The 14,811-nt window shown below is 71.5% G+C and carries 3 protein-coding genes; all 3 read right to left on the bottom strand.

Annotated elements, in window-relative coordinates; all coding sequences use genetic code 11:
- Nucleotides 1-17: 17 nt before the first annotated feature.
- The 3 genes from ACWCSU_RS48175 to ACWCSU_RS48165 are packed head-to-tail and all read right to left on the bottom strand — an operon-like array spanning nt 18 to nt 14,811.
- Nucleotides 18-716, bottom strand: a complete 699-nt coding sequence (locus tag ACWCSU_RS48175; RefSeq protein WP_449943295.1) for a 4'-phosphopantetheinyl transferase family protein — start codon at nt 714-716, stop codon at nt 18-20.
- Complete coding sequence (locus ACWCSU_RS48170; RefSeq protein WP_449943292.1) at nt 713-1,558, bottom strand: metallophosphoesterase family protein; 846 nt, start codon at nt 1,556-1,558, stop codon at nt 713-715. The genes ACWCSU_RS48175 and ACWCSU_RS48170 overlap by 4 nt, the downstream gene beginning before the upstream one ends.
- Nucleotides 1,555-14,811, bottom strand: coding sequence for an SDR family NAD(P)-dependent oxidoreductase (locus tag ACWCSU_RS48165; protein WP_449943290.1), 13,257 nt, complete (start codon nt 14,809-14,811; stop codon nt 1,555-1,557). The genes ACWCSU_RS48170 and ACWCSU_RS48165 overlap by 4 nt, the downstream gene beginning before the upstream one ends.

Here is a 14,811-nt window from a genome sequence, read left to right as displayed (position 1 = left end):
TGGTGCTTTGCGTTTGTTTATACCCGATTCTGTGGGTACATGCGATTCGGGGCCGCGACAGCGATGGCCGTCGTCATCAGGCCCCGTCGCACCTGCCAGCGGCCGGCGAACTCCTTCAGTTCGCTGCCGTCGCTCAGCCTGAGGCTCTTGACCAGTAATCGGGCCAGGAAGCCGCCCCCGGCCGGGTCGAAGGTGATCGACGCCTCCGTGAAGTCGAGGTGCGCCTGCCGGGGTTGGGCCAGCGGGAACCACGACTTGTAGACGGATTCCTTCGCGCTGAACAGCAACCGGTCCCACCGCGCCGACGGATCACGGCGCAGGAAGTCGGTCACCCAGCACAGCTCCTCCTCGACCGCGATGGCCTCCAGAACCCCCCGGGGTAGCGGCAGGTTCGGCTCCGCGTCGATCCCCAGGGTCACGATGTCGCTCGACCGGGCAACGGCGGCGGCGCGGTATCCGCCGCAGTGGGTGATGCTGCCGACGATCCCCTCTGGCCAGATCGGTGCGCCTCTCGTACCCGGCAGCACGGGCGCCGGCGGGTGGCCGAGGCGGCCGAGGGCGTCGCGGGCGCACCGGCGCGCGGTGGCGAACTCGCGCCGCCGTTTGTCCACCGCCCCGCTGATGACGGCCTCCTCCTCGGGGAACAACGGGCAGGGCTGCGCGTCGTCGAACGCCTCCGACGCCATGATCGCGCCGGGGAGCAGGGCCTCGATCATCGCGTGAACTCGCGGGTCGGGAGGACCTGCCGTGCCGGGCGGGGAAGCATGCCGCGCCGCCGCCACTCCCGTGGATAGCCCAACGAGACCTCCTCGAAGCGAACGCCGTCGTGATACGTGGTGCGCGGGATGTGCAGATGGCCGTACACCACCACGGCCGCCCGGTATCTGAGGTGCCAGTCGGCGGTCAGTTCCGTCCCGCACCACTGGGCGAACTCCGGATGGCGCAGCACGCGAGTGGGCTGGCGCACCAGCGGATAGTGGTTGACGAGCACGAGCGGGTGATCGGGATCGCACTCGGCCAGCCGGCGCTCGGTCTGTGCCACCCTGGCCCAGCACCATTCCTCCCGGCTGGGGTAGGGAGCGGGATCCAGCAGCATCTCGTCCGTGCACACCACGCCGGTCTCGTACGCCCGCGCCAGCGACTCCGCCTTCGTGCTCACTCCGGGGACGCGGAACGAGTAGTCGTACAGCACGAACAGCGGCGCGACGGTGACCGGGCCCCCGGAACCCTCCCAGACCAGGTACGGATCCTCGGGCGTGCGAATACCCAGGCGGCGGCACATCGCCACGAGATGGCGGTATTTGCTCTCGCCGCGAAGCTGGATCGGGTCGTCCTTCGGCGTCCACAGCTCGTGGTTGCCGGGCGCCCAGATGACCTGGGCGAAGCGGCGTGCCAGCAGGCCGAGCGCCCACTCGATGTCCTCGGTGCGCTCACCTACGTCACCGGCGACGATCAGCCAGTCGTCCTCGTGCTCCGGCCTGAATCCTTCGACGAAGAGCCGGTTCTCGGCATACGCGACGTGAAGGTCGCTCACCGCGACCAGATTTCCCGTCTTCATGACAGGCCGAGTTCGTTGTCGAGGATGTCGAACATCTCGCTGTCCGTGACCGCGTCGAGGTCAGGGTTCACGTCGCCTGAATCGTGCAGACGTGCCGCCCATTTGCTTCTCAAGACGTCCAGACGTGCGGCGACCTGCTTGTGAACATCGATGTCGATGGTCAGCTCGGTGAAAGCCTTCTCCAGTTTCGCGAGTTCGGCCAGGAGCGCCGCGGACCCGGCCTGCTCACTCAGGCCGAGGCGGTCGAGCACATGGCCGGCGAGGGCGAGCGGCGTGGGGTGGTCGAACACCAGGGAGACCGGCAGGCGCAGCCCGGTGGCGTCGTTCAGCCTGTTGCGCAGTTCGACGGCGGTGAGGGAGTCGAAGCCCAGGTCGGCGAATGCGCGGTCGGATTCGACGGTGTCGGCGCCGGCATGCCCGAGCACGCCGGCCACCTCGGCCCGTACGAGACTCACCAGCGCTTCGGCTCGCTCCGCGATGCCCAGCGAGGTCAGCCGGCGGACCAGGATGTCCGGCTCCTCCTGACGGCCCGCTGCCGTGCGGCGTCTGGTGGACACCAGGCCGCGCAGCAGCGGTGGGACGGCCTCGCGCGGACGCGGATCGAGCCGGACCGGTGCCAGGACCGGGCGGTCGACGGCGCAGGCGGCGTCGAACAGCTCCAATCCCTGCTCCACCGAGAGCGGGCGGATGCCCGCGCGCTCCATCCGTCTCCGGCCGGGATCGTCGAGTCCGCCGGTCATCCCGGTGCCCCCGGCCCAAGGGCCCCAGGCCAGGGACTGGGCGGGCAGCCCGACGGCCCGTCTGTGGCAGGCCAGGCCGTCGAGGAAGGCGTTGGCGGCGGCGTAGTTGCCCTGCCCCGCGCCGCCCGCGAGGCCCGCCATCGACGAGAACTGCACGAACGCGGCCAGATCCAGGTCCCGGGTGAGCTCGTGCAGGTGCCAGGCTGCGATCGCCTTGGGCCTCAGCGCGAGGTCCAGCCGCTCGGGCGTGAGGGAGGTGATCGTCGCATCGTCCAGCACGCCGGCGGCGTGGACCACCGCGGTCAGCGGATGCTCGGCCGGGACGGTGGCCAGGAGGGCGGCGAGAGCGTCCCGGTCGGAGGCGTCGCACGCGACGATGGTGACCTCGGCGCCGCAGTCCGCCAGCTCGGCTCGCAGCTCGGGTGCGCCCGGCGCGTCCGGCCCCCGGCGGCCGGCCAGCAGCAGGTGCCGCACCTCGTGCTTGCGCACCAGATGGCGGGCCACCTCGGCGCCGAGTCCGCCCGTGCCACCCGTGATCAGCACCGTGCCTTCGGGATCCCACGGTCGGGCGGCGCCCTGTTCCGGCGGCGCGGCTACCAGGCGCGCCGTTCTCAGGACCCCGTCGCGTACCGCGATCTGCGGCTCGCCGCTGGCCAGAACGGCCGACAGCAGCGCGCTGGACGGCTCCTGCCGCGCATCGAGATCGACGAGCACGAAGCGGCCGGGGTGCTCGGCCTGCGCGGCGCGGACCAAGCCCCATACCGCGGAGCCCGGCAGGTCGGTCACGTCGTCGCCGTCCATGACCGCGACCGCGCCGCTCGTCACCACGATGAGCGGGGCGTCTCCCGCCAGCCGTCGCTGCAGAAGCCCCAGGACCCGGGTGGTCGCCTCGCGCGTCCCGGCGATGACGTCGGCACGGGAGGACGGGCTCACGACCACGGCCGCCAGGCTCTCCGTGGTGTCGCAGTCGCCGGTCAGTATCTCCACGGACGGTCCGGCGACGGCACCGGTCGCCTGCGGCAACGGCGTCCACTCCAGGCGGTACAGCGCATCCCGCGCCGAGCGCCGATCACCGGCCGCCGGGGCCGTACGCGTGACCAGCGACTCGGTGGTGAGCACGGCGGCGCCCGCCGGGTCCACCGCGGTCATCGACACGGCATCCTCGCCGGTCCTGGTCACCCGCACGCGCAGGGCCGTCGCCCCCGAGGCATGCAGGCGCACCCCGCTCCAGGCGAACGGCACGCGCCCCACCTCGGGCTCCGCCGATTCCAGGAACGGCACCGCGTGCAGGGCGGCATCCAGGAGTGCCGGGTGCATCGCGTACGCACCGACGTCGTCAGGCAGGGTGACCTCGGCGAAAATCTCGCCGTCGCGTTGCCAGGCCGCGCGAAGCCCCTGGAACACCGGTCCATAGTCGAAGCCGCCCTCGGCCAACCGGTCGTAGAGACCTTCCAGCTCGACGGGCGACGCGCCATGGGGCGGCCACACCTCGAACGCCTCGGCCCGATCGCCGGTCACGTGCTCGCCGTGCGAGAGCGCGCCGCTGGCATGGAGCGTCCACGGCTCGTCGTCGGCGGGCCGGGCGTAGATGCCAAGGGCGCGATGACCCGACGCGTCCGGTGCGCCCACCGACACCTGGATGGCCACCGTCTCACCCTCGCCGAGCACGAGCGGTTCGGCCAGGACGAGCTCCTCCACCCGGTCGCACCCGGACTGGTCCCCCGCCCGGATGGCGAGCTCCAGCAGGCCCGTGCCGGGGAACACCACCGTGCCGCCGATGACGTGATCGGCGAGCCACGGCTGCGCCCGTGGTGAGAGCCGGCCGGTGAGCACGAGGGCCTCCGCCCCTGCCAGCGTCGTGACGGCGCCCAGCAGCGGGTGCGCCGCAGGGGTCAGCCCGAGGTCACGGACGTCGCCGACACGCCGTCCGCTCGGCCAGAACCACTGGCGCCGGAAGGCATACGTCGGCAGCTCCACCCGGCGGGCACCGGCGAAACCGGCTCCGAACACGGCCGGCCAATCCACCGTCACCCCGCTCGTGTGCAGCGCGGCCACCGCCGTCATGATCGCGGTCTGCTCGTCGCGGTCCCTGCGCAGCGCCGAGACCGGCTCGGCCGTGACGATGTCCGCGGCCATCGGGGTCAGCACGGCGTCGGGTCCCAGTTCGAGGTAGGCGGTGGTCCCTTGCCGGTGCAGTTCCGCCACCGCGTCGGCGAACCTGACCGGGCGCCGCACCTGTTCCACCCAGTAGTCAGGCGAGCACAGTTCGCCGGTGACGAGTCCGCCGGTCACGCTCGACACGATCGGGATCCGCGGCGGAGAGAAGGTCAGCCCCTCGGCTACCTGGCGGAACTCGCCCAGCATCGGTTCCATGAGGGGCGAGTGGAACGCGTGGCTCACTTTCAGCCGCGTCGTCTTGCGCCCGTCCGCTTCCAGGAGCGCCGCGACCCTGCCGACCGCCGCCTCGGCACCGGCGATCACCACGGAGGCGGGACCGTTCACAGCGGCGAGCGAAACCTCCTGCCCGTCCAGGAGCGGCAGGACGTCCTGTTCGGCAGCCTGTACGGCAAGCATCGCGCCACCGGGAGGCAGCGTCTGCATCAGCCGGCCACGCTCCTCCACCAGCCGGCACGCGTCCTCCAGTGACAGCACGCCCGCCACGTGCGCGGCCGCGATCTCACCGATCGAGTGCCCGGCCAGGACATCCGGCCTGATGCCCCAGGACTCCATCAGGCGGAACAAGGCCACCTCCAGCGCGAACATCGCCGGCTGGGTGTACGCGGTCTGGTCCAGCAGGTCGTCGTCGCCGAAGATCACGTCACGGAGCGGACGCCCCAGGTGGGCGAGAACGGCGTCGAAGGCGTCGGCGAACACCGGGAAGCGCTCGTACAGCCCACGACCCATGCCGGCCCGTTGCGCCCCCTGCCCGGTGAACAACAGCGCGAGCCTGCCCTGCCGTGCGACACCACCGTGCACTGCCTGACCGCCCGCGAGGTCGGCCAGCTTGACCAGCAGTTCCTCCCGGTCACCCGCCAGCACCACCGCCCGGTGCTCGAACGTCGAGCGGGTCGTCGCGAGCGAGAAGCCCACGTCCGCGAGCGACACGTCCGGATCGTCCTGGATCCGCGCCAGCAGGGCCGCGGCCTGGGCAGGAAGCGCGTCGTGGGTCTTCCCGGACAGCAGCACGGGCACCACACCCGGTGCCGGCTCGGTCCGCGGCTCCGGTACCGGCTCCGACGGCTGCTCGATGATCACGTGAGCGTTGGTGCCGCTGATGCCGAACGACGACACCGCGGCCCGTCGCGGCCGCCCGGTCTCCGGCCACGGGGTGTCCTCGGTGAGCAGCCGCACCGCGCCCCGCTCCCAGTCGACGTGGGATGAGGGCGCGTCCACGTGCACGGTTCTCGGCAGCAGGCCGTGACGCATGGCCATGAGCATTTTGATCACACCGGCGACACCCGCGGCGGCCTGGGTGTGGCCGAGGTTCGACTTCACCGAGCCGAGCAGCAGCGGTTGCTCCCGATCCTGCCCGTACGTGGCCAGCAGCGCCTGAGCCTCGATCGGGTCGCCCAACCTCGTCCCCGTCCCGTGCCCGTCGACCGCGTCCACGTCCGCCGGGGAGAGGCCGGAGGAGGCCAGCGCCTGCCGGATCACCCGCTGCTGCGACAGCCCGTTCGGCACGGTCAGCCCGCTGGAGGCGCCGTCCTGGTTGACCGCCGACCCGCGCACGACGGCCAGCACCTGGTGGCCGTGGCGCCGGGCGTCCGACAGCCGTTCCAGCACCAGCATGCCGACGCCCTCCGACCAGCCGACGCCGTCGGCCGCCTCGGAGAACGACTTGCAGCGGCCGTCACCGGCCAGCCCGCCCTGCGCGCTGAAATCGACGAACGCCCCCGGTGTGGCCATCACGGTGACCCCGCCCGCCAGGGCGAGGGAGCATTCCCCGCTGCGCAGTGCCTGGGCCGCGAGATGCAACGCCACCAGCGAGGAGGAGCAGGCGGTGTCCACCGTGACCGCGGGGCCTTCCAGGCCGAGGGTGTAGGACAGGCGTCCCGACATGACGCTGCCTGCCGTGCCGGTGCCCATGAAGGTCTTCACGTCGGGCGGGAACTCCGCGCTCGTGGCGTAGTCGTGGTACATCACTCCGGCGAACACACCCGTGCGGCTGCCGCGCAGGGCGAGTGGGTCGATGCCCGCCCGCTCGATCGCCTCCCACGACGCTTCAAGCAGCAGCCGCTGCTGCGGGTCCATCGCGAGCGCCTCGCGTGGCGAGACGCCGAAGAAAGCGGCATCGAACGCCCCCGCCTCATGGAGGAACCCGCCCTGACGAACGTAGCTGGTGCCTGGTCGCTCGCGGGCCGGATCGTACAACGCGTCCAGGTCCCAGCCCCGGGAGTCGGGGAACGCCGAGATCGCGTCGCCGCCCTCGGCGACCAGCCGCCACAGCTCCTCGGGCGACGTGACTCCGCCCGGGTAGCGACAGGCCATCGATACGATCACCACGGGATCATCGTCGGTGGGCGTGAGCGTCGCCGTCTCCTGAGCGGGCGCCTCGCCGTACAACTCGGCCAGGAGCAGGTCCGTCAGTGCCGTGACGTTCGGGTAGTCGAACACCAAGGTGACCGGCAGCCGCAACCCGGTGACCGCGGCCAGCCGGTTCCGCACCTCGACGGCCGTCAGCGAGTCGAATCCCATGCTCTGGAAACCGCTCAGCGGCTCGATGGAGGCACCGTCGTCGTGGCCGAGGACCAGGGCGATCTCGGTGCGGACCAGGTCGAGCAGGGCGGCCCGCCGCGCGTCCGGGCCGAGCCGGTCACTCAGTACGGCAGGCGTCCATCGCTCGGCCGTCGGCCGGATCAGCCCACGGAGCAGGGGTGGGACGTCCGCGCGGAATGCCGCCAGGCTGAGGCGGGCGGGCACCAGGGCCGGCTCTTCGCCCGTGACCGTGACGTCGAACAGGGCCAGGCCGTGCTCGGGAGCCAACGGGATCATGCCGCGCCTGGCGAGCCTGTCCATCTCAGCCTGGCTCAGGGCAGCGGTCATGCCTTCGTTCTGGGCCCACGGGCCCCATCCCAGCGAGAGGGCAGGCAGCCCCTCTGCCCGGCGGCGCCGCGCGAGCGCGTCCAGGAAGGCGTTGGCCGCGGCGTAGTTGGCCTGTCCTGGGGTACCGAACGTACCCGCCACCGACGAGAACAGGACGAACGCGGACAGGTCACGGGTCAGCTCGTGCAGGTGCCAGGCCGCGTCCACCTTGGGCCGGAACACCTTCTCCAGGCTCTCCGGTGTCATAGTGTCGATGAGACCGTCGTCCAGCACGCCGGCGGCGTGGACCACCGCGGTCAGCGGGTGTTCGGCCGGGACCTTGGCCAGCAGGTCCGCGACGGCGGCACGATCCGCCAGATCGCAGGCCACGATGGTCACCTCTGCTCCGGCGAGCGCCCCCACCAGCTCCCGGGCTCCCTTGGCTCTGTCTCCGCTCCGGCTCGCCAGCATCAGGTGCTTGACGCCGTGCCTGGTGACGAGGTGGCGGGCCAGCGTGCCGCCCAGGCCGCCGGTGCCGCCGGTGATCAAGACGGTGCCCTGGGGATCCCAGGCCGGGCCTGCCGGCTCGGCGGGCGGGGCGACTCTGGCCAGTCGACCTGCGAGTACGACGCCGTTCCTGACCTTGACCTGCGGCTCACCCGCGGCCAGAGCCGACACCACCTGGTGGCCTCCGGCTTCCTGGTCGAGGTCGATCAGGAAGAAGCGACCGGGATGCTCCGCCTGTGCTGCCCGGACCAGACCCCAGATGGTCGCGGCCGCCAGATCGCCGCCGTCCAGCGCCTCCCGGGTGACGAACACCAGGCGCGATTCCGCGAACCGCTCCTCTGCGAGCGCGGCTTGGACCAGAGCCAGCGCGGACGGCGCCAGGCTGTGCGCGGACGCGGGCACGGCATCAGCGCCGGTCACGGTGAACAGCAGTGTCCGCGGCACCTCGCCGAGTGACCGCAGGTCGTCGACCGACCTGATCTCCACGGGCTTCTCGTCGTCCACCACCGGCTGCGGCACGGCCAGCGGGACCCAGTCCAGCCGGAACAGGGAGTCCCTTCCGATCGTGCGTGTGCCGGTGTTCTCCTCCTCCGCGAGGATTCTCATGGTCAGTGACTCGATCGAGGCCACGGGGCCTCCGGCGCCGGAGATGGCGATCGACATCGTGTCCGGCCCCGCCCAGGACATCCGTACCCGGACAGCCGAGGCGCCCGTCATCGCCAGCGACACGCCCTCCCAGGCGAACGGCACCTTGCGTCCGGCCGTATCGCTCCGGTCCAGCAGCAGGCACAACTGCAGCACCGCGTCGAGCAACGCGGGATGCAGGCCGTACGACGCCGCCTCCTGGGCCGCGTCCTCTGGCAGGGCCACGTCTGCGATCATGTCGGCGCCGTGCCGCCACACCGCGGTCAGGCCACGGAACGAGGGCCCGTAGTCGAACCCGCTGGCCGACCGTTCCTCGTAGAAGCCTTCCAAGGAGACCGGCTCGGCGCCGGGCGGTGGCCATGCCATGGTGTCGAAGGGCGGCATCGTGGTGAGTTCCATCGCCAGGTGGCCGGCCGCGTGCCGTACCCAGGGACGGTCCTTCTCGCCCTCCGACCGCGCGTGCACGCTCAGCGGGCGGCGGCCGGCCGCATCGGGTCCGCCCACGCGTACCTGCACCTGGACGCCTTGGTCCGGCAGGGTCAGCGGTGCCGCGAGGGTCAGGTCCTCAACCCTGGCGCAGCCGACCTCGTCGCCGGCCCGGACCGCCAGTTCGAGGAAGACGGTCGCGGGGACGACCACCTGGCCGGACACCATGTGGTCGGCGAGCCAGGGGTGGGATCGGGCCGAGAGCTTGCCGGTGAAGATCACTTCGTCGCCGCCAGCCAGTTCGACGGCGGCGCCCAGCAAGGGGTGATCCGGGGTTCGCAGACCTGCGGCGGTCACGTCTCCCGGACGGATGGGGGCGGGCTTCGGCCAGTAACGACGACGCTGGAAGGCGTAGGTGGGCAGGTCCACGCGGCGGGCTCCCGGAAGAACCGTCTCCCAGTCGAGCCGCACACCGTGGACGTGCAGGGCGGCCAGCGCCGACATGATCGTGTGCTCTTCGCCCCGGTCTCGGCGCAGCGCGGGCACCAGCACCGCGTCAGTGACCGTCTCCTGGGCCATCGCGCTCAAGACGCCGTCGGGGCCGAGCTCCAGGAACACCTGGGCGTCCGCGTCCCGGACGGCGTCGGCGAACCGTACGGCATGGCGGACCTGGTTCACCCAGTAGTCAGGCGAGCACGGGTCTCCGGACGAGGTGGACACGACCGGGATGGTCGGCCGGTGGTAAGTGAGCGTCTCGGCGACGGCCCGGAAGTCCTCCAGCATCGGATCCATCAGCGGCGAGTGGAAAGCGTGCGACACCCGCAGCCGCCGGGTCTTGTGTCCGCGCCCCTCCAGAACGGCAGCCGCTTCCAGCACCGCTGCCTCGGTACCCGCGATCACCGTCGACGACGGGCCATTCACCGCCGCGACCGATACCCCGGTAAAGCTGGATATTTCCGCCTCGCCAGCCTGCACCGCCACCATCGCTCCACCGGCGGGAAGCGCCTGCATCAACCGAGCCCTGGCCGAAACCAGCGTGCACGCATCCTCAAGCGACAACACCCCAGCCACATGCGCAGCCACAAGCTCACCGATCGAATGCCCCACCAGCACATCCGGCCTGAGGCCCCACGACTCCACCAACCGGAACAACGCCGTCTCCAACGCAAACAGCGCAGGCTGCGCCACCCCCGTCCGATCCAGATCCTCCTCGACAAAAGGACCAAACCAGGCCGCCACCTCATCAAACGCCCGAGCGAACACCGGGAACCGGTCATACAGCTCGCGGCCCATGCCCGCCCGCTGGCTGCCCTGTCCGGTGAACAGGAAGGCGAGCCGTGGCTCCGAGGCGGCCACGCCGCGCACCACGCCGGTGCCTGGGCGGTCCTCGGCGAGCGCGCTCAGCTCCGCCTGCGCGCTCTCTCGGTCTCCGGCGACGACCACGGCCCGGTGCTCGAACGCCGCTCGCGTCGTGGCCAGCGACAACGCCACATCGGCCAAGCCGGACCCACCGTCCAGGAAGGACGCGAGCCGCCCGGCCTGCGCCCGGAGCGCCTGCACGGTCGGGCCCGACACCACCACGGGGACCGGCGCCGGCACGAGTCCCGCACCCGTCCCCGGAACCGCCGGCCCCTGCTCGATGATCACGTGCGCGTTGGTCCCGCTGATCCCGAACGACGACACGCCGGCCCGCCAGGGTCGCTCGGTCTCGGGCCAGGACCTGGCTTCTGTCAGCAGCTCGATCGCACCCTCCGACCAGTCCACGTGCGACGACGGCGCGTCCACATGAAGCGTCCTGGGCAGGATGCCGTGTCTCATCGCCATGACCATCTTGATCACACCCGCGACACCGGCCGCAGCCTGTGAGTGACCGATGTTCGACTTGATCGACCCCAGCAACAGTGGATGCTCCCGATCCTGCCCGTAGGTCGCGAGCAGCGCCTGGGCCTCGATCGGGTCGCCCAACGTGGTCCCGGTCCCGTGGCCTTCCACCGCGTCCACATCGGCCGGGGCAAGCCCCGCACCGGACAGGGCCTGAGCGATCACTCGCTGCTGCGACGGCCCGTTCGGCGCCGTCAGGCCGTTGGACGCGCCGTCCTGGTTCACCGCCGACCCGCGCAGCACCGCCAGCACCTGATGACCGTTGCGCCGGGCGTCCGACAGCCGCTCCAGCACCAGCACCCCGACGCCCTCGGACCATCCCACCCCGTCGGCGCTGTCGGAGAACGACTTGCACCGCCCGTCCTCCGACAGCCCGCGCTGACGGGAGAACCCGATGAAGGTCTGCGGCGTGGACATGACCGTCACGCCTCCGGCCAGCGCCAGCGAGCACTCGCCCGACCGCAGCGCCTGCGCCGCCAGATGCATCGTCACCAGCGACGACGAGCACGCCGTGTCCACGGTCACCGCCGGGCCCTCCAGCCCCAAGGTGTACGACACCCGCCCGGAGGCCACGCTCAGCGCGCTCCCGGTGGCTTCATACTCTTCACCCTGCGCAGCGGCGGCCAGGGGCACGCTGTAGTCGTTGTACATGACCCCGGTGAAGACGCCGGTACGGCTGCCGCGCAACGACCCGGGCTCGATCCCCGCCCGCTCCACCGCCTCCCACGACACCTCCAGCAACAACCGCTGCTGCGGATCAACCGCCAACGCCTCACGCGGCGAGATCCCGAAGAACCCCGCGTCGAACTCATCAGCCTCGTGCAGGAACCCACCATGACGGGTGTACGACGTCCCCCGGCTCTCCCGGTCCGGGTCGTACACCGCATCGAGGTCCCAACCCCGATTCGTCGGGAAATCGGTGATGGCATCGGTCTCGTCCATGACCAGCCGCCACAGATCCTCCGGCGACTCGACCCCACCCGGATAACGGCACGCCATCCCCACGATCACGACCGAATCGTCCGCGACCGGGGCCACGACGGCAGGAGCCACCGGGCCGGCCTGCTCGCCCAGCAGTTCCGCCAGCAGGAAATCGGCCAGTTGCACCGGTGTCGGGTAGTCGAACGCCAGCGTCGCGGGCAGCCGCAGCCCCGTGGCCGTGCTCAGCCGGTTGCGCAGTTCCACCGAGGTGAGGGAGTCGAAGCCCAGCTCGCGGAACTCCCACCGCATCTCCACCTGCTCCGGCGAAGCATGCCCCAGCGCCGCCGCCACCTGGCCCCGCACCAGGTCCATCACGGACCGGACCTGGTCAGCCCGTCCCAGGCCGGCCAGCGCCCTGTCGACTACCGGTGCCGAAGCCGCCGACCGGCGTGCTCCGCGCACCAGTCCCCGCAACAGATGAGGCACCGAGCCTTGCGCCCGCGCGGCCGCCTCGTCGAACCTGGCCGCCACCACCGCCGCACGATCCACCGTAATCGCCGCGTCGAACAGCGCCAGCCCCTGCTCGGCAGTCAGCGGCGGCATCCCGGCTCTCGTCATACGGCGGAGCTCGGCGTCGTTCAGCCCACCGGTCATCCCGGTGTCCAGTGCCCATGGGCCCCAAGCGAGCGACGATCCGGCCAGGCCCAGAGCACGTCTGTGCTCGGCCAGAGCGTCCAGGAAGGCGTTCGCAGCAGCGTAGTTGGCCTGGCCTGCCGTACCGAATGTGCCCGCCACCGATGAGAACAGCACGAACGCGGCCAGGTCCAGATCGCGGGTCAGCTCGTGGAGGTGCCAGGCACCATCCGCCTTCGGCTTCAGTACGGCTGCCAGCCGCTCCGCCGACAGTGCCGGGACGGTGCCGTCGGCCAGCACACCGGCGGTGTGCACGATCGCCGTGAGCGGGTGCGCGGGATCCACCCGCGTGAGCAACGCGGCCACCTGGTCCCGGTCGGCCACGTCACAGGCGGCGACGGTGACCTCGGCACCATGCGCGACCAGCTCGGCCCGCAGCTCCGCCGCGCCTGGAGCTGCCATTCCACGGCGGCCGGCCAGCAGCAGGTGCCGTACCCCTCGCTCGGCCACCAGATGCCGCGCCACCAACGTTCCCAGACCGCCGGTGCCACCGGTGATCAACACGGTGCCCTCCGTGTCCCACGCGCGAGTTGCAGGGGCACCGGCCGTCACCAGCCGTGCCAGGCGGGGGACCGTCACCGCCCCGTCACGCACCGCTGCCTGCGGCTCGCCCGATGCCAGCACCGCGGCCAGCACCTCGGGCAACGGCGCCCCCGGCCCGGGCTCCCCGATGTCCACCAGGACGAACCTGCCAGGGTTCTCCGTCTGCGCGCTCCGTACCAGGCCCCACACCGCCGCGCCGGCCAGATCGATCGTGTCCTCGCTGCCATCGACCGCCACGGCACCGGAGGTCACGAACACCAGGCGGGAGTCGCGGCACCGGTCGTCGGCCAGCCACGCCTGCACCAGTCCGAGCACCTGGGCGGCCGGCTCGTGAACCGCCCCGCCCCTGTCGCCGCGACCGTCCGATCCGAGCGCGACCGTCACCACGTCCGGCACCATCTGAAGAGCAGCCAATCCAGCCGCGAGGTCGGCGCCCGGAGCCGCCGCCAACTCGGCCACGTCGCCGCGTGGTCCGGACACAGGCTCGGGCAACGTCGCCCACTCCAGGTGTAACAACTCCTGATCGCCGAAGACGGGCAGGTCACCAACAGAGAACGGCCGCAACACCAGCGACCGCGCCGAGAGCACAGGCTCGCCGGAGGCGTCCACCGCGCTCAGCGAGACCGCGTCATCACCCTCCCGGGCCAACCGCACCCGCAACACCGACGCGCCGCCCGCATACAGGCGCACACCGCCCCAGGAGAAGGGCAACAGGACACCTTCGAAACCGCCCAACCCGGCGAACGGCACCACGTGCAACGCCGCGTCCAGCAGCGCCGGGTGCATCCCGAACGTACCAGTGTCAGTCACCGGCTCGGGCAGCACGACCTCGGCGAACACCTCACCAGTGGTGCCACGCCAGGCCGCCCGCAGCCCCTGGAACACTGGCCCGTAGCCGAGCCCGATCTCGGCCAGCCGCCGGTACAGCCCGTCCAGCTCGATCACGGACGAGCCCCGGGGCGGCCACTCCTGCGCGCCGCCGGGCTCCTGCTCGGGCCCCGCGCCGCTCGCCAGGACCCCTTCGGCATGCCGTACCCACGCGTCGTGCTCGCCCGTCCTGGCGTGCACGCTCAGTTCTCTACGGCCCGCCTCACCGGCCGGTCCCACCCGCACCTGCACCGTGACGGCCTCGTCGCCCCCCAGCGCCAGGGGCGTGGTGAGGGTCAGTTCCTCGACCACGTCGCATCCGACCTGGTCCCCTGCCCGGATCGCCAGCTCCAGGAAACCGGTGCCGGGGAACACCACGGTGCCGCCAACCGCGTGATCGGCCAGCCAGGGATGTGATCCCAGGGAGATCCGGCCGGTCAGCAGGACTTCATCGGTGTCGGCCAGTCCCACGGCCGCGCCCAGCAGCGGATGGCTCGCGGCGGCCAGGCCCAGTCTCCGGGCATCCCCCGTGCCTGCGGGGCCGGGCCAGAACCACCGCCGCTGGAAGGCGTACGTGGGCAGGTCCACGCGGGTCGCGCCGGGGAACACGGCGGACCAGTCGAGCCGGACGCCATGGACGTGCAGGGCGGCCAGCGCCGACATGATCGTGTGCTCTTCGCCCCGGTCTCGGCGCAGCGCGGGCACCAGCACCGCTTCAGTGACCGTTTCCTGAGCCATGGCGGTCAGCACGCCGTCCGGGCCCAGCTCCAGGAACGCCTGCGCATCCGTATCCCTGATGGCGTCGGCGAACCGGACCGTGTCCCGAACCTGGTCCACCCAGTAATCCGGCGAGCACACATCCCCTGTGGTGACGATCGGGATCCGCGGCGAGTTGTACGTCAACGTGCGAGCGACCGCACGGAAATCCTCCAGCATCGGATCCATCAACGACGAGTGGAAAGCGTGCGACACCCGCAACCGCCTCGTCCTGAACCCACGCCCCTCCAG

The organism is Nonomuraea sp. NPDC001699 (assembly GCF_053596455.1).
Note: the sequence above shows the minus strand (reverse complement) of the source record. Positions and strands in the feature narration are given on the sequence as shown.

Coding starts and splice junctions, on each gene's coding strand:
- ACWCSU_RS48175 (WP_449943295.1), bottom strand. CDS start 716: ATGATCGAGGCCCTGCTCCCCGGCGCGATCATGGCGTCGGAGGCGTTC.
- ACWCSU_RS48170 (WP_449943292.1), bottom strand. CDS start 1,558: ATGAAGACGGGAAATCTGGTCGCGGTGAGCGACCTTCACGTCGCGTAT.